This is a genomic window from Oceanimonas pelagia, assembly GCF_030849025.1.
In the GTDB taxonomy this organism is placed as follows: Bacteria; Pseudomonadota; Gammaproteobacteria; order Enterobacterales; family Aeromonadaceae; genus Oceanimonas; species Oceanimonas pelagia.
In genome coordinates, this window is sequence record NZ_CP118224.1 from 2,618,929 (window position 1) to 2,634,190 (window position 15,262).

Annotated in this window: 13 protein-coding genes and 4 tRNA genes; 7 read left to right on the top strand and 10 right to left on the bottom strand. The window is 62.5% G+C overall.

Translation table 11 applies throughout. From position 1 onward, the window contains the following. Genes PU634_RS12480 through PU634_RS12490 form a run of 3 tightly spaced genes read right to left on the bottom strand, consistent with a single transcriptional unit; the run spans position 1 to position 3,261 of the window. On the bottom strand, positions 1-1,317 hold the full coding sequence (locus PU634_RS12480; protein WP_306761128.1) for an N-acetylmuramoyl-L-alanine amidase: 1,317 nt from the start codon (positions 1,315-1,317) through the stop codon (positions 1-3). After that, complete coding sequence (gene tsaE / locus PU634_RS12485; RefSeq protein WP_306761129.1) at positions 1,314-1,781, bottom strand: tRNA (adenosine(37)-N6)-threonylcarbamoyltransferase complex ATPase subunit type 1 TsaE; 468 nt, start codon at positions 1,779-1,781, stop codon at positions 1,314-1,316. The genes PU634_RS12480 and tsaE overlap by 4 nt, the downstream gene beginning before the upstream one ends. Continuing rightward, a complete protein-coding gene (locus PU634_RS12490; protein ID WP_306761130.1) occupies positions 1,744-3,261 on the bottom strand; it encodes an NAD(P)H-hydrate dehydratase in 1,518 nt (505 codons plus the stop codon). The genes tsaE and PU634_RS12490 overlap by 38 nt, the downstream gene beginning before the upstream one ends. On the opposite strand from PU634_RS12490, the gene queG reads away from it, so the two are divergent. Continuing rightward, complete coding sequence (gene queG, locus PU634_RS12495) at positions 3,260-4,390, top strand: tRNA epoxyqueuosine(34) reductase QueG (protein ID WP_306761131.1); 1,131 nt, start codon at positions 3,260-3,262, stop codon at positions 4,388-4,390. The genes PU634_RS12490 and queG overlap by 2 nt on opposite strands. Before the next feature lie 39 nt (positions 4,391-4,429). Beyond that, entirely contained in the window at positions 4,430-5,083 is a 654-nt protein-coding gene (bluB, locus tag PU634_RS12500) for a 5,6-dimethylbenzimidazole synthase (RefSeq protein ID WP_306761132.1), read from the top strand. A gap of 44 nt (positions 5,084-5,127) precedes the next feature. On the opposite strand, the gene PU634_RS12505 is transcribed toward bluB, so the two are convergent. The 5 genes from PU634_RS12505 to orn all read right to left on the bottom strand — a co-directional run bounded on the left by PU634_RS12505 (position 5,128) and on the right by orn (position 6,559). After that, positions 5,128-5,203, bottom strand: a tRNA-Gly gene (locus PU634_RS12505). Between the two features lie 136 nt (positions 5,204-5,339). Then, positions 5,340-5,415, bottom strand: a tRNA-Gly gene (locus PU634_RS12510). 136 nt (positions 5,416-5,551) lie between these two features. Then, a tRNA-Gly gene (locus PU634_RS12515) sits at positions 5,552-5,627 on the bottom strand. Between the two features lie 136 nt (positions 5,628-5,763). Then, positions 5,764-5,839: transfer RNA gene (locus tag PU634_RS12520), tRNA-Gly, on the bottom strand. Positions 5,840-6,013: 174 nt separating this feature from the next. Then, positions 6,014-6,559, bottom strand: a complete 546-nt coding sequence (gene orn, locus PU634_RS12525) for an oligoribonuclease (protein WP_306761133.1) — start codon at positions 6,557-6,559, stop codon at positions 6,014-6,016. Positions 6,560-6,648: 89 nt separating this feature from the next. On the opposite strand from orn, the gene rsgA reads away from it, so the two are divergent. The 4 genes from rsgA to PU634_RS12545 all read left to right on the top strand — a co-directional run bounded on the left by rsgA (position 6,649) and on the right by PU634_RS12545 (position 12,464). After that, entirely contained in the window at positions 6,649-7,683 is a 1,035-nt protein-coding gene (gene rsgA, locus PU634_RS12530) for a small ribosomal subunit biogenesis GTPase RsgA (protein WP_306761134.1), read from the top strand. 18 nt (positions 7,684-7,701) lie between these two features. Beyond that, positions 7,702-8,559 carry an archaetidylserine decarboxylase gene (gene asd, locus PU634_RS12535; protein WP_306761135.1) on the top strand — a complete coding sequence of 286 codons (858 nt, stop codon included), beginning with the start codon at positions 7,702-7,704 and terminating at the stop codon, positions 8,557-8,559. 30 nt (positions 8,560-8,589) lie between these two features. Beyond that, entirely contained in the window at positions 8,590-11,910 is a 3,321-nt protein-coding gene (gene mscM / locus PU634_RS12540) for a miniconductance mechanosensitive channel MscM (RefSeq protein WP_306763691.1), read from the top strand. A gap of 65 nt (positions 11,911-11,975) precedes the next feature. Beyond that, positions 11,976-12,464, top strand: coding sequence for a DUF4136 domain-containing protein (locus PU634_RS12545; RefSeq protein ID WP_306761136.1), 489 nt, complete (start codon positions 11,976-11,978; stop codon positions 12,462-12,464). Positions 12,465-12,538: 74 nt separating this feature from the next. Here PU634_RS12545 and epmA read toward each other — a convergent pair whose 3' ends face one another. Together epmA and PU634_RS12555 are read right to left on the bottom strand one after the other, a co-directional pair. Beyond that, positions 12,539-13,513 carry an elongation factor P--(R)-beta-lysine ligase gene (gene epmA, locus PU634_RS12550; RefSeq protein ID WP_306761137.1) on the bottom strand — a complete coding sequence of 325 codons (975 nt, stop codon included), beginning with the start codon at positions 13,511-13,513 and terminating at the stop codon, positions 12,539-12,541. Positions 13,514-13,551: 38 nt separating this feature from the next. Beyond that, complete coding sequence (locus tag PU634_RS12555) at positions 13,552-13,968, bottom strand: VOC family protein (protein ID WP_306761138.1); 417 nt, start codon at positions 13,966-13,968, stop codon at positions 13,552-13,554. Between the two features lie 228 nt (positions 13,969-14,196). Between PU634_RS12555 and PU634_RS12560 the strand changes: the two genes are divergently transcribed. Continuing rightward, on the top strand, positions 14,197-15,240 hold the full coding sequence (locus tag PU634_RS12560; protein ID WP_306761139.1) for a GMP reductase: 1,044 nt from the start codon (positions 14,197-14,199) through the stop codon (positions 15,238-15,240). The last annotated feature ends 22 nt before the right edge of the window (positions 15,241-15,262 follow it).

Consider the following 15,262-nt stretch of genomic DNA (forward strand, 5'->3'; position numbering starts at 1 on the left):
TCAGCTTCCCGGAATGTTCAGCACCTGGCCCACCCGCACCACATCCGAGCTGAGATCGTTGTGGCCCTTGATGCGACTGACCGACACCCCATAGCGACGGGCGATCACCGACAGACTTTCGCCGTTTTTCACCGTGTGACGAATGGCGCTGCCGGGGGCGGCACTGGCCGCCATCATGGTGCCGTTGGGCGGGTTCTGACGGTAATAGGACTTGATGCCATTGAGCAGCGCCTGAGCAATTTTTTGCTGGTGGGAGGCAGTCAGCAGCAACTGTTCCTCATGGGGGTTGGAGATAAAGCCGGCCTCGATCAGCAGCGAGGGAATGTCCGGCGACTTCAGCACCGCCAGGCTGGCATGCTCGGGCTTGCGCTTATGCAGCCGCACCACCTTGCCCATTTCGGCCAGAATATGTTCGCTGATGGCGTAGCTGTCGGCCCGGGACTTGTCCATCGACAGATCCAGGAAGGTACGGGTCAGGTAGGGGTTGCCGTCGGTCTGGGAGATCACCTCGCCCACGCCCCCCAGCAGCTCCGACTGACGCTCCTGTTTCTCCAGCCAGCCGGCCATTTCCCGGTTGGCCCGGTTGGATGACAGCAGCCATACCGAGGCGCCCCGCGGGCCCTGATTGGCCACGCTGTCGGCATGAATGGACAGCAGCAGATCGGCCCTGGCCTTGCGGGCAATTTCCGAGCGCTTGTTGAGGTTGACATAATAGTCGCCGGTGCGGGTCAATACCGCCCGCATGCCCGGCTCCTTGTTGATGAGATCCGCCAGCCGGCGGGAAATGGCCAGGGTCACGTGCTTTTCCCGGTTTTTCTTCGGGCCGATGGCTCCCGGGTCTTCGCCGCCGTGGCCGGCATCAATGGCGACCACCAGCTCCCGCAGCCCGGCCGGGGCCAGTTTGCGTACCGCCGGGGCGGGTTTGCGGCTCTGATCCTGATAAGGCAGATCGATCACCAGGCGATGACCGTATTCTCCCGCCGGGGCCAGCGGAAACACCACCGGCCTGACCGGGGCCTTGAGTTCAAACACCAGCCGGTAGCTGCCGGCCCGGGACGGTTTGCTGTCGCGGATGCGGGTCACCAGCTCGCTGCTGTTCTTGATGGCGGCAAAGTTCACCCGGTTTTGGGTTTGCTCCAGATCCACCACCAGCCGGTGCGGGTTGTTCAGCATGAAATGATCGAACCGGGGCCTGGCCTGCATGTCGAGCACAATGCGGGTGTTGTCGGGTGAGGGCCAGATACGAATGCCTTCCAGCTGGTTGGCCCAGGCGCCAATGGAGCACAGCAGGCAAAACAGGGTCAGCAGGGTTCTCATGCTTGTATCGCCTTCAGCAGTTTGCAACCGGTGTCGGTGTGGGCCTCCAGCAATGCCTGGCGGGCCTCGCCATAATAGCTGAGGGTAATGTCCAGATCCGGCGGCGGCAGCATGCCCTGGCCTCGTTCCGGCCACTCCACCAGACACAGGCTGTTGCCACCGAAATAATCGCGAATGCCCATGTACTCCAGCTCTTCCGGATCCGCCAGCCGGTACAGATCAAAGTGATAAATGGCACGGTCGCCACACTGGTAGGGCTCCACCAGGGTATAAGTGGGGCTTTTTACCTTGCCCTGGTGGCCCAGAGCCTGGATCACGCCCCGGCTGAAGGTGGTTTTGCCCGCACCCAGCTCACCATGCAAAAAAATGACACAGGCATCGTCACCGCTTTGGGCCAGGGCGCCCCCCAGCGCCAGGGTGGCGGCTTCATCGGCCAGGGTCAGGGTCAGGCTTGTTGTTGTCATGTTCATCCGTTCGATTGATAAGACGTCTAATGGGTGTAAGCAAATCCGATGCCAGCATGCCGACCATGCCATGAACGGCGGCCAGATCCCCGGCTTGAGCATGCAGGCATACCCCCAGCCGGGCCGCGGCCTCGGGAGTCAGGCCCTGGGCCAGCAGGGCGCCGATTATACCAGATAACAAATCGCCCATGCCTCCCGACGCCATGCCCGGATTGCCATGAGGACACAGCGCCAGCCCCGCTTCACCGGCAATCAGGCTGCCGGCGCCCTTGAGGACCACCACGGCGCCGGTTTGTTCCCGCAATTGCCGCACCGCGGCGAGCCGGTCGTTTTCCACCTCGGCAACGGTACAGCCCAGCAGGGCCGCGGCTTCCCCCGCGTGAGGCGTGAGTACCGCATTGGCCGGCACCCTGCCTTGCAGCAGGTGCAGGGCATCGGCGTCGAGCACCATGGGCTTGCCGGCGCTCAGGGCCGCTGCCAGCAGTGCCCGGCTCCAGTCATCCCGGCCCAGCCCCGGGCCCAGCACCAGGGCATGGGCCCATTCCCACTGGTCAAAACCGGGAAAGCCGGCGGTCATCAGCTCGGGCCGGGTCAGATTGAGAAACGGCACATGCTCGGGGTGGCTTACCAGCCGCACCAGACCGGTGCCACAGCGCAGCGCCGCCTCCCCCGCCAGCCGAATGGCGCCGCTCATGCCCGCATGGCCGCCCGCCACCAGCAGCCGGCCGGCCTCCCCCTTGTGGGCGGCACGCCGGCGTTGCGGCCAGAAAGCGCGTTGCGCCTCCCAGTGCAACAGTTGCAGCGCCGGAGTCTGCCCCAACCGGTGCTGAATGCCCAGATCCGCCAGCCATACCTGGCCGCACACATCCGGCCCCCGGCCGGTGAGCAGGCCGGGCTTGAGCCCGACAAAACTGAGGGTGACATCGGCCGCCACTGCCTCGGCGGGAATGTGACCGTTGTCGGCGCACAGCCCCGAAGGCAGATCCACCGCCAGCACCGGCACGCGCAAGCGATTGATGGCGGCAATGTGCCGTTGGGCCGGCTCTCTGGGCTCGCCGCTGAGGCCGGTGCCGAACAGGGCGTCGATCACCAGATCCGGCTGCCCCTGCAAGGCTTCCAGGGTCTCGATGGCGCCGCCGTCGGCCCGGTAGTGATCCCGGGCGGTGGCAGCGTCGCCGGTGAGCGCCTCGGCATCCCCCAGCTGTACCAGTTGCACGCGAAGGCCGGCGGCCCGAGCCAGCCGGGCCACCACATAGCCGTCACCGCCGTTGTTGCCGCCGCCGCAGAATACCCACCAGTGCCGGGCCTGTGGCCATTGCCGGCGGGCCAGCTCAAAGGCGGCCAGACCGGCCCGGGACATCAACTCGAACAGGGTCATGCCCATGGCCGCGGCGGCCTGCCGCTCGCCCTGCTTGATCTGCTCCGGCAGCCAGATCCCTTGTGTTAAACTATGGGGCTTTTCCAGACCGGTAATGCTCATGACCACTCCCGATTTTGCTGCGTTGGCTCACGATATCAAGCTCTGGGCGGCAGAGCTAGGCTTTGACCAGGCCGGCATTACCGGCACCGATTTGAGTGACCATGAACCCTTGCTGGCCGACTGGCTGGACAAGGGCTATCACGGCGACATGGACTACATGGCCCGCCATGGCATGATGCGTGCCCGTCCTCACGAACTGCTGCCGGGCACCCTGCGGGTGATTTCGGTACGCATGAACTATCTGCCCGAGCACGCGGCCATTGCCCATGTGCTGAGCGACCCGGACAAGGGCTACATCAGTCGCTACGCTCTGGGCCGGGATTACCACAAGGTGCTGCGCAACCGGCTGAAGAAGCTGGCCGATAAAATAGAATGTCGCGCCGGTGAGCTGGTGGCCCGCCCCTTTGTGGACTCGGCCCCGCTGCTGGAACGGCCGCTGGCGGTAAATGCCGGCCTGGGCTGGACCGGCAAGCACTCGCTGGTGATCAACCGCGAGCAGGGCTCCTTTTTCTTTCTGGGCGAACTGCTGGTCAACCTGCCGCTGCCGGTGGACCAGCCGGAAACGGAAGAAGGCTGCGGCAAGTGCGTGGCCTGCCTGACCATCTGCCCCACCCAGGCCATTGTGGAACCCTATGTGGTGGACGCCCGCCGCTGCATTTCCTACCTCACCATCGAGCTGGACGGCCCCATTCCGGAAGAATTTCGCCCGCTGATGGGCAACCGCATTTACGGCTGCGACGACTGCCAGCTAATCTGCCCCTGGAACCGCTTTGCCAACGCCAGCCGGGAGCCGGACTTTGCCGCCCGGGCACCGTTGCATGCGCCGCAACTGCTGGCGCTGTTTGAATGGAGCGAGGCCCATTTTCTGAAAATGACCGAAGGCAGTCCCATTCGCCGCATCGGCCATCGGCGCTGGCTGCGCAACATCGCCGTGGCCCTGGGCAACGCCCCGGCCAGCCCCATGGTGGTGTTTGCCCTGGAGCAAAAACGGGACGAGGTGGATGACATGGTGCGGGAGCACATCGACTGGGCCCTGGCGCAACAGGCCGACAAGCTGGCCCGTCAGGATCGCAAGACCGCCCGGCTGATCCGCGCCGTGGACAAGGGCATGCCAGCTCACGCCCGCTAACCGCGGTTACCGAATAACCCAAAACCTGACATAAATACCATGACTTCCCGACTGTTTTCCCAGGACGAGCGCCGCCTGCTCGAAGAAATCATCATCCACCGGCGGGATATCCGCGGCAATCGCTTTACCGCTCAGCCGGTCTCGGACGAGGCAATAGAAACGCTGCTGCTGGCGGCTCTGCATGCTCCTTCGGTCGGCTTTTCCCAACCCTGGGAATTTGTGGTGGTGCGCGATCCGGCCGTCAAGCAACAGGTGGCGGCGAGTTTTCAGCAAGAAAATGAGCGGGAGGCCACCCGCTTTGAGGATGCCCGCCAGGCGGCGTACCGCCGGCTGAAACTGGAAGGCATTACCGAGGCCCCGGTCAATCTGGCGGTTTTCTACAAGCCGGTGCAACAGCCGGTGCTGGGCCAGACCGCCATGCCGGAAATGGGGCCTTACAGCGTGGTGTGCGCGGTGCAGAACATGTGGCTGATGGCCCGGGCGCTGAATCTGGGCATGGGCTGGGTCAGTATTGTCGATCCGGAACGCGTGAAAGAGCTGCTGCAGGCTCCACCGCACAACCGGCTGGTGGCCTATCTCTGCATTGGCCATGTGACCGAATTTCCGGCCACACCGGAACTGGAAAGCCTGCGCTGGGAAAAACGCAAACAGCTGGAGCAGGTGGTGTTCAGTGAAGGCTACGGTGACCGATAAGATCCCTGAACGCAAAAAGCCGACACTAGGTCGGCTTTTCAATTTGGAGCGGGAAACGAGACTCGAACTCGCGACCCCAACCTTGGCAAGGTTGTGCTCTACCAACTGAGCTATTCCCGCGTAAACTTTCAGCTTGTGCATGGAGTCGCCGTGCGACCCTCATCAACTTCAGCAAGGTCAAGCTCTGTATCGGATGAGCTATTCCCGCATTTAAGCTTTATAGATACCGTTCTGGTGAAACGACATCGTTGTAATCTGGAGCGGGAAACGAGACTCGAACTCGCGACCCCAACCTTGGCAAGGTTGTGCTCTACCAACTGAGCTATTCCCGCGTAAACTTTCAGCTTGTGCATGGAGTCGCCGTGCGACCCTCATCAACTTCAGCAAGGTCAAGCTCTGTATCGGCTGAGCTATTCCCGCATTTAAGCGTTATAGATACCGTTCTGGTGAAACGACATCGTTGTAATCTGGAGCGGGAAACGAGACTCGAACTCGCGACCCCAACCTTGGCAAGGTTGTGCTCTACCAACTGAGCTATTCCCGCGTAAACTTTCAGCTTGTGCATGGAGTCGCCGTGCGACCCTCATCAACTTCAGCAAGGTCAAGCTCTGTGTCAGCTGAGCTATTCCCGCATTTAAGCTTTATAGATACCGTTCTGGTGAAACGTTATCGTTGTAATCTGGAGCGGGAAACGAGACTCGAACTCGCGACCCCAACCTTGGCAAGGTTGTGCTCTACCAACTGAGCTATTCCCGCAATGGCTTTACCGTGAAAGCTTTTGTAACCGTAGCCAGCGGTTTGCTTCGCATTTCCTCTTGGCTACGGGAGGCGAATTATAAGCACGCCCCGATCGAATGCAAGCCTTTTTTCGAGCCCGATTACCGTTTGCCGAAAATGTCGCCAGAAGACCAAAAGGCGTGCGAAACCGGGTTAAATGGTGAACACATGCTGGCGATAGAACTGCAGCTCGGCAATGGACTCGCGAATGTCGTCCAGCGCCTGGTGACTGCCCTTTTTGGTGAACTGTTCCAATAACGCCGGCTGCCAGCGGCGCACCAGCTCCTTGATGGTGCTCACATCCACATTGCGGTAGTGAAAGAAGGCTTCCAGCTCCGGCATGTGCCGGGCCAGAAAGCGCCGGTCCTGGCCAATGGAGTTGCCGCACAGGGGCGAGCTGCCCTGCGGCACCCACTGGCGCAAAAAGGCCAGGGTCTGCGCCACCGCATCGGCTTCGGTAATGGTGCTGGCTTTAACCCGTGCCACCAGACCGGAGCCGGTGTGAGTGCGCACATTCCAGTCGTCCATTTTACCCAGCTCCGCCTCGCTCTGGTGAATGGCCAGCACCGGCCCTTCCGCCAGAATGTTCAGCTCCTTGTCGGTAACAATGCTGGCAATTTCAATAATGCGGTGTTCGTCGGGCTCCAGACCGGTCATTTCCAGATCGATCCATACCAGGTTTTCGGCACTTTGGCTCATGGGTTGCTTTCCTGCGGCTTGGCAATTGAGGACAAGGTTGAACGGGAAAGTGTATCATAGCCGGCAGTGAAAACAGGTTCGAGGACAGCGTGACCAAGAAGAAACGCCTGAGCAAAGGCCAGAAACGCCGTGTAAGCGACAACCACAGCCGCCGGCTGAAAAAGCAGCAGGCCGAGGTGATCGACGACACTCTGCTGGGCCCGCCCCAGGAAGGGGTGGTGATCAGCCGTTTTGGCCAGCATGCCGATATTGAAGACAGCGAAGGCGGCATCCATCGCTGCAACCTGCGCCGCACCATTGGCTCCCTGGTGACCGGCGACCGGGTGGTGTGGCGCCCGGGCACCGACGCCCTGCAGGGCATCAGCGGTGTGGTGGAGGCGGTGCACCCGCGTGCCACCGTACTGACCCGCCCCGACTATTACGACGGCATCAAGCCGGTGGCCGCCAATATCGATCAGATTGTGGTGGTCTCCGCCGTGCTGCCGGAGCTGAGCTGCCATATTATCGACCGCTACCTGGTGGCCGCCGAAGACGTGGAGATGCCCCCCATGCTGGTGCTCAACAAGGTGGATCTGCTGAGCGACGTGCAACGCCGTGACGCCGAGCGCGATCTGCAGCGCTACCGCGACATCGGCTACCGGGTGCTGCTGGTGAGCTGCGATACCGGCGAAGGGCTGAACGAGCTGCAACAGGCGCTGAGCAGCCATACCAGCATCTTTGTGGGCCAGTCCGGGGTGGGCAAATCCTCGCTGGTGAACGCCGTCATGCCCCATGTGGAGGCCCAGACCGGGGCCGTGTCCGACAACTCGGGCCTGGGCCAGCACACCACCACCACCGCCCGGCTGTATCACTTTCCCTCCGGCGGCTCGTTAATCGACTCCCCCGGCATTCGCGAGTTTTCCCTCTGGCATCTGGAGCCCGAGCGGGTGGCCTGGTGTTTTCGCGAGTTTCGCGATTACCTGGGCGGCTGCCGCTTTCGCGACTGCAAGCATGGCGCCGACCCCGGCTGCCTGTTGCAGCAAGCCGCTGCCGACGGCCGCATTCACCCGGAGCGACTCGAGAGCTACCACCGCATTATGAACGCCATGGCGGACAAACCCGACCGCTATCATCCCAATTCCTGACCGTGTGAACTCAGAAGAATGAAAGACCATTTCAAGATTTTGCTGCAATACTTGCTGCCCAAGCACCTGCTGTCCCGCCTGGTGGGCAAGCTCGCCGCCGCCGAGGCCGGTGTGCTGACCCAGTGGCTGATTAAAACCTTTATTCGCCGCTACCGCGTGGACATGAGCGAAGCCGTTCATTCCGACCCCGGCCATTACAAAAGCTTCAACGACTTCTTTACCCGGCCCCTGAAAGACGGCGTGCGTCCGCTGGTGGACGGCGACGAAGTGCTGGCCATGCCGGTGGACGGCGCCATCAGCCAGCTGGCGTCCATTGAACAGGGCCGCATCATTCAGGCCAAGGGCCACGACTACAGTGCCCGCGCCCTGCTGGGCGGTGACAAGGCCCTGGCCACGCCCTTTATGGGCGGCGACTTCGCCACTATCTACCTGGCACCGCGGGACTATCACCGCATTCACATGCCCCTCGACGGCGTGCTCAGAACCATGGTGTACGTGCCCGGCGAGCTGTTCTCGGTCAACCCGCTCACCGCCTCGCGCGTGCCCGAACTGTTTGCCCGCAACGAGCGGGTGGTGTGCATTTTTGACACTCAGGCCGGCCCCATGGCCATGGTGCTGGTGGGCGCCACCATCGTCGCCAGCATTGAAACCGTCTGGGCCGGCACCGTGACCCCGCCCCCGGGCAAGCGGGTGCAGCGCTGGGACTACGATGCCGATACCGCGCCGCGCCTGGCCAAGGGGGAGGAAATGGGCCGGTTCAAGCTGGGCAGTACCGTGGTGTGCCTGTTCGGGCCCAATGCCGTGGCACTTAACGACACACTGGCTCCCGGCACCCCCACCCGCATGGGCACCGAGTTTGGCCGCCTGGTGAACTGATTCGAACAAGCCTGATTGAGAGACGCCGCCGTGTTTGCGCCCATTTTGCTGTTTTTCATGCTGTTACTGCTGCCGGCCCCGGTGCCGGCGGATCAAAGCGTGGCCGATATCGAGGCCCTGCTGAAGGAAATACCGGAAGGGGACAAGCCCGAGCTGCAAAAGCTGCGCGACAGCTATAACCAGGCACTGCAACTGGTGCGGGAAGGCGAGCGCTACCGGCAACAGACCGAGAGCCTGCGCAAGTTCATGGAGGACTATCCGGCCGAACTGAAAAAGCTGGAACAACAAAAAGCGAAGCTCAAGCGCACCTCCACCGAAAGCATTGCCCTGCTTGACGGTCCGGATCTGGAGCAGGCGCTGGTGGACGCCCAGGCCCGGCGGCTGGAACTGCGCCGCCAGCGGGAAGAGCTGACCAACACCTTCAACCTGCAGGAACTCAGCAACAGCGGGCTGCACAACCAGCTCGACGAGCTGCGCCAGCAACTGCGCCAGACCCAGCAAAACCTGGATCAGATGCAGTTTACCGACAACCAGAGCCGGCAGCAGAACGCCAACCGCATACTGGCCATGGTACGGGAGCAGACCCTGCAGCGGCGCATTCAGATGCTGGAACTGGAGCAATTGTCGTCGGGCAACCGCGACACCCTCAACAAACTCAGGCTGGAGATACTGCAAAGCCGGCTGGCCGATCTCGACCAGTACATAGACGCCCTGCAAAACCGCCAGAACGAGCTGCGCCGGGCCACCACCGAGGCCGCCATTGCCGAAAGCGAACGGCTGCTCGACGAGGTGCAGACCGACTCGCCGCTGCTTGCCCGTGAACAGGAGCGCAACCAGCAGCTGTCCGCCATCCTGGTGGAGCGCAGCCGCACCATAGAGTCGCTGCAACTGGAAAACCAGGCGGTGGAAAGCGCCGTGAGCGAACTCACCACCCTCAAGAACAACCTCAAGGAGCAGCTCGAATGGCTGGAGGTGAGCCGCGGCTTTGGCGAAAACCTGCGCAACCGCCTGAGCGAGCTGCCGGCCCCCTATCCCCTGCCCCAGCTGGAAGCCCGCATCGTGCAGAGCCGGGTGGATCGCTACGGCTACCAGGAAGAGCTCGACGACATTGCCAACAACAGCTATCGCAACCGGCTGCTGACCCTGGAGCAGGATCTGAGCGAAGAGCAGTTACTGCTGCTTGACGAGCTGCTCACCACCCGTGCCCGGCTGCTGGAGCGGCTGCAGGCCGCCACCGACAACCAGATCCACGAGCAAACCCGGCTCAAGGTGGCCTACAGCCGGCAGAACGGCCAGCTGGAAGAAATTCGGGCTCTGACCGAAGAACGGCTGTTCTGGCTGCCGGACCTGCGCCCGGTGGGCAGCGGCTTTCCCGCCGCCCTGCTGGAAACCCTGGACTGGCTGACCCGCGCCGCCACCTGGACCGCCCTGCCCCGGGCGTTGCAGCAACAGGGAATTGCCAGCCTGACCCTGTACGGCATCAGCACCCTGGTGGTGCTCTACCTGTGGCTGCTGAGCCGGCGCAGCCTGCGGGATTACCTGGCGCGCATCAGCCCGCGCATTGGCAACGTGACCCAGGACAAGTACAGCTACACCTTCAACACCCTGCTGCTCAGCCTGCTCACCGCGCTGCCGCTGCCGGCGCTGCTGTCGCTGCTGTCCCACGCCATCGACTCGCCCCTGGCTTCCCCCATCGTGGTGTCGCTGGCGGCGGCGCTGCGGGAGCTGATGCTGCCGGTGTTCATTCTGCTGCTGGTAGGCAACCTGACCCTGCCCAGGGGTCTGCTGGTAATGCATTTCAACCTGCCCGCCGAGCAGGTACGCCGTGTCTGGCGCCAGTTCCGCACCCTGATGCTGAGCCTGCTGCCCATGCTGCTGCTGCTGTACACCTCCCGGGAATTCCGGGAGTTTTCCCTCTACGACACCCTGGGACGGCTGGCCTTTATCTATACCTGCGTGCTGATGAGCCTGTTTTCCTGGCGGCTCTATCGCCAGGACATGCCGCTGCTGGTATCCACGCCCCGCCAGGAACACCTGACCCTGGCCAATCACCTGCTGTGGGGGCTGCTGGTCACGGCCCCCTTGCTGGCACTGGCCGCCGCCGTCATGGGCTATCTGTTCACCGCCCATACCCTGCTGCGCCAGCTCGAAATCTCGGTGCTGGCAGGGCTGGGGTTTGTGATGGCCTATTTCTCGGTACGCCGCTGGATGCTGCTGCAGCGCCGCCGGCTGGCCTTTGAACGGGCCAAGGCCCGGCGCGCCGAGATCCTGGCCCAGCGCAAGGAAAAGGAACGGGACGAACCCCATGAAACCCCGCCCAGCCCGGAAGCCGAGGCCGCCGCCGTGGCCGAGCTGGATCTCGACGCCATCAGTGCCCAGTCTCTGGGGCTGCTGCGATCTGTGCTGATGCTGGGCTACATTCTCACCCTGATGGTGCTGTGGTCGGAGATCAATACCGCCTTCAGCTTTCTCGACAGCATCGAGGTGTGGCATGTGTCGAGCAGCCTGGCCGGGGAAGACACCCTGGTGCCGATCTCGCTCAAGGATCTGGTGATCGCCCTGTTTCTGGTGGTGCTGACCCTGATCACCGCCCGCAACCTGCCGGGACTGATGGAGCTGAGCGTGCTGCAGCACCTGGATCTGTCACCGGGAACCGGCTTTGCCATCACCACCATTTCCAAGTACCTGGTGCTGGTATTCGGTGCCTTTGCCACCTTTGCCATGCTGGGCATCGACTGGTCCAAACTGCAATGGCTGGTGGCGGCGCTGTCGGTGGGCCTGGGGTTTGGCCTGCAGGAGATCTTCGCCAACTTTGTGTCGGGCCTGATTATTCTGTTTGAAAAGCCCATTCGCATCGGCGATACCGTCACCATTCGGGATCTCACCGGCACCATCTCCAAAATCAAGACCCGGGCCACCACCATTGTGGACTGGGACAGACGCGAAATCATCGTGCCCAACAAGGCGTTTATTACCGAGCAGTTCGTCAACTGGTCGCTGTCGGACGCCATTACCCGGGTGCGGCTGTTTGTACGGGTGCGGCTGGATGCCGACGTGGAGCTGGTGCAGTCACTGTTGCAGGAAGCCATTGCCGAATGCAGCCTGATCCTCGATAACCCGGTGCCCGAGGCCTTTCTGGTGGAGCTGACCGACTCGGCGCTGGTGTATGAGGTGCGGGTCTATGTCAACGACATGGGCCACCGCATGCCCATGACCCACGAGCTGCACAATCTGCTGCTGGAGCGGCTGCGCCGCCACGATATTCAGATCCCGCACCAGCAGGTGGACATTCGGCTGGTGGGCGAGCAGGGCCCGGTTATTCGTGGGCAAAGCGAGGGCGACAGCCACTGAGTTGCCCTTTCGGCACAGACGGGCCCACTCTTGAAACATGGGCCCCATCAATACGGGAGGCAGTCATGTTGCGCCTGTTCATGCTTGTTCTGCTGCTGGGCGGTTGCGCCGCGCCTTACGATTACGCGGAAGACACCGACTTTCGCCGCTTTGAGACGGTGGCGCTGGCACCGGAGATGGAGAAAACGTCTCTGGACGGTGCCCGCATCGCCGCCGCCGCTCAGGCACTGCTGCCCGCCCGTGGGCTCACCCTCACCGCGCCGGAGCAGGCCTCGCTCTGGCTGAACTACCGGCTGGATGAGAGCGTACGGCTGCTGACCACCATGCCCAGCATGTTCGGCCACCACGACCTGTGGGATGAAGAACGGGTTTATGGCGCCCGCCGGGAGCGGCATCTGGTGCTGTGGCTGGAACAGCCCGGTTCGGGCCGGGTGCTGTGGCAAAGCCGCCACCCCAACGCCTTTCCCGGCGCACGGGTGCGGGGTGACGCCCGCCGTGACGACATCATGCAACAGGTGGAAGAGCTGCTGGAGAATTACCCGCCTGAGCCGTGAAATACCAAGGTGAGGAGTAGGGGGGAGGAGAAAAACCAATCCCCTCCCTCCTCACAGCAACCTGTACGCCTGTCTCAGGCCCGGGTAACCGGAAAGGCGATCACTCGCTCCAGGCTGTCGGCTCCCAGCGCCAGCATGATCAGCCGGTCAATGCCCAGCGCCACCCCGGCGCAATCGGGCAGGCCGGCGGCCAGTGCCGCCAGCAGGTATTCGTCCACCGGCTTTTCGGTCAGTCCCCGCGCCCGGCGCAGTACGTTGTCCTGGTCAAAGCGGGTGCGCTGCTCGGCGGCATCGCTCAGCTCATGAAACCCGTTGGCAAGCTCAATGCCCTTGTAATACACCTCGAAACGCTCGGCTACCCGGGCATCGGCGGGACTGATGCGGGCCAGTGCCGCCTGGCTGGCGGGAAAGTCATAGACAAAGCAGGGCACCTGCTGGCCGATGCGCGGCTCCACTCCCAGGGCAAACAGCAGTTGCAACAGGGTGTCGCGGTCGTCTTCGCGCGCCAGCAAGTCATCGGCGCCCAGCCCCCGGCCGGCGTTCCGCAGCTCCGCCAGCGAGGCGGTCAACGGGCATACCCCCAGAGTCTGCTCAAAAGCGGCGGCATAACTGATGCGCTCGGGCTCGTTGCAGTCCAGCACCCCTTGCAGCAGCTCGGCCATTTCGTCCATCAAGCGGTGATGGTCAAAACCCGGCCGGTACCATTCCAGCATGGTGAACTCGGGGTTGTGCAGCCGCCCCGACTCCTCGTTGCGGTAGGACTTGCAGATCTGATAGATGGGTCCGCTGCCGGCGGCCAGCAGCCGTTTCATGTGAAATTCCGGCGAGGTCTGCAGGTAGAGATCCTGGCCCCCGGCCATGCCGGGACCGGTAAAGCGGGTCACGAAATTTTCCAGATGCAGATCGGTGACCCCGGCCGCCGCCAGGGTGGGCGTGTCCACTTCCAGTACACCACGCGCGGCAAAAAAGTCTCGAATACAGGCCAGCAGCTCGGCACGCCGGCGCAGCATGGAAAGTTCAGCACTGGGAAACCAGGGTAACGTCGTCATGAAAAAACACTCTGCAAAAACGCCGAGTGTACTGCGAATCAGTCGCGGCTGGCAGCCCTGCTGTCGCCTTTCAGCTCGATCTGGTTGCCTTCCGGATCGAACAGGTAGATCGACGGCCCTTCTCCCTGAGCACCGTAGCGCCGCGCCGGCGGCTCGCAGATCACCCCCGACAGGCTGAAGTAATTCAGCAGCGCGTCGGGATCGAAGGGATCGATGCGCAGGCAAAAGTGATCCATGTTGGCCCGGCATTGATCGGCGGCCTCACCATCTCCGCCCAGCGGGCCACGAATATCCACCAGATCGATCAGCTGGTCGCCGGCGCGCAGCTGATAAAGCCCGATATCGGCTTTTTCACGCTCCAGACAGCAGCCCAGCACCTTGCAGTAAAAATCCAGCATTCGCTGCGGATTGCGCACTCGCAGCACCAGATGATCCAGCCCCGTTACCCTGAACATGACATCGCCCTCGTCCGATGAATGAGCCAATGATGGCGTAATTTTAATCAAAATAAAAGCCGCCACCGGTAGCACCGGCCCACGCAGCAACGGGCCGCGGCCGACAATATTTCTGAACTTACAGTCAGGAATGGTTGCAAAAAAGTTTCGCGTGGCTAGAATGCTGAAAACCGGGGGCCTAAAAAACCCCCGGTTTTTTTATGCCTGTCATTTACTGAGGTAATACCAATGCGTATCGAAGAAGACTTGAAACTGGGCTTTAGGGATGTGCTGTTTCGCCCCAAGCGCTCTACCCTCAACAGCCGCGCTCAGGTCGAGCTGAACCGGGAGTTCACCTTTAAGCATTCAGGTCGCCGCTGGTCCGGGGTGCCGGTCATCGCCGCCAACATGGACACCGTGGCCACCTTTGAAATGGCCCGAGCCCTGGCCCGGCACGAGATGCTGACCGCCGTGCACAAGCACTACTCGGTAGAACAATGGCAGGCGTTTGTCACCGAATCCGGCGCCGAGGTACTCAGGCACGTGATCGTGTCTACCGGCACCTCCGAGCGCGACTTTGAAAAACTGCAGCAGATCCTGGCGCTGTCCGACGAGCTGGGCTTTATCTGCATCGACGTGGCCAACGGCTACAGCGAGCACTTCGCCGCTTTCGTTTCCCGCGTGCGCGAGCAGTGCCCCGGACACACCATTATTGCCGGCAACGTGGTCACCGGTGAAATGGTGGAAGAGCTGATCCTGTGCGGTGCCGATATCGTCAAGGTAGGTATCGGTCCGGGCTCGGTGTGCACCACCCGGGTCAAGACCGGCGTGGGCTACCCCCAGCTGTCCGCCATCATCGAGTGTGCCGACGCGGCCCACGGCCTGGGCGGCCAGATCATCGGCGACGGCGGCTGCACCTGCCCTGGTGATGTGGCCAAGGCCTTTGGCGGCGGTGCCGATTTCGTGATGCTGGGCGGCATGCTGGCCGCTCACGAGGAATGCGGCGGCGAGCTGATTGAGCGCGACGGCAAGCAGTTCATGAAGTTCTACGGCATGAGCTCCGCCAGCGCCATGGACAAACACGCCGGCGGCGTGGCCAAGTACCGGGCGGCCGAAGGCAAGACGGTGGAGCTGGCCTACCGTGGTCCGGTGGAAAATACCGTGCAGGACATTCTCGGCGGCGTGCGCTCCACCTGTACCTATGTGGGTGCCCAGCGGCTGAAGGAGCTGACCAAGCGCACCACCTTCATTCGCGTGCGCGAGCAGGAAAACAACGTGTACGGCAAGGAGTGAAACCTCTGACGTAAGACGTAAA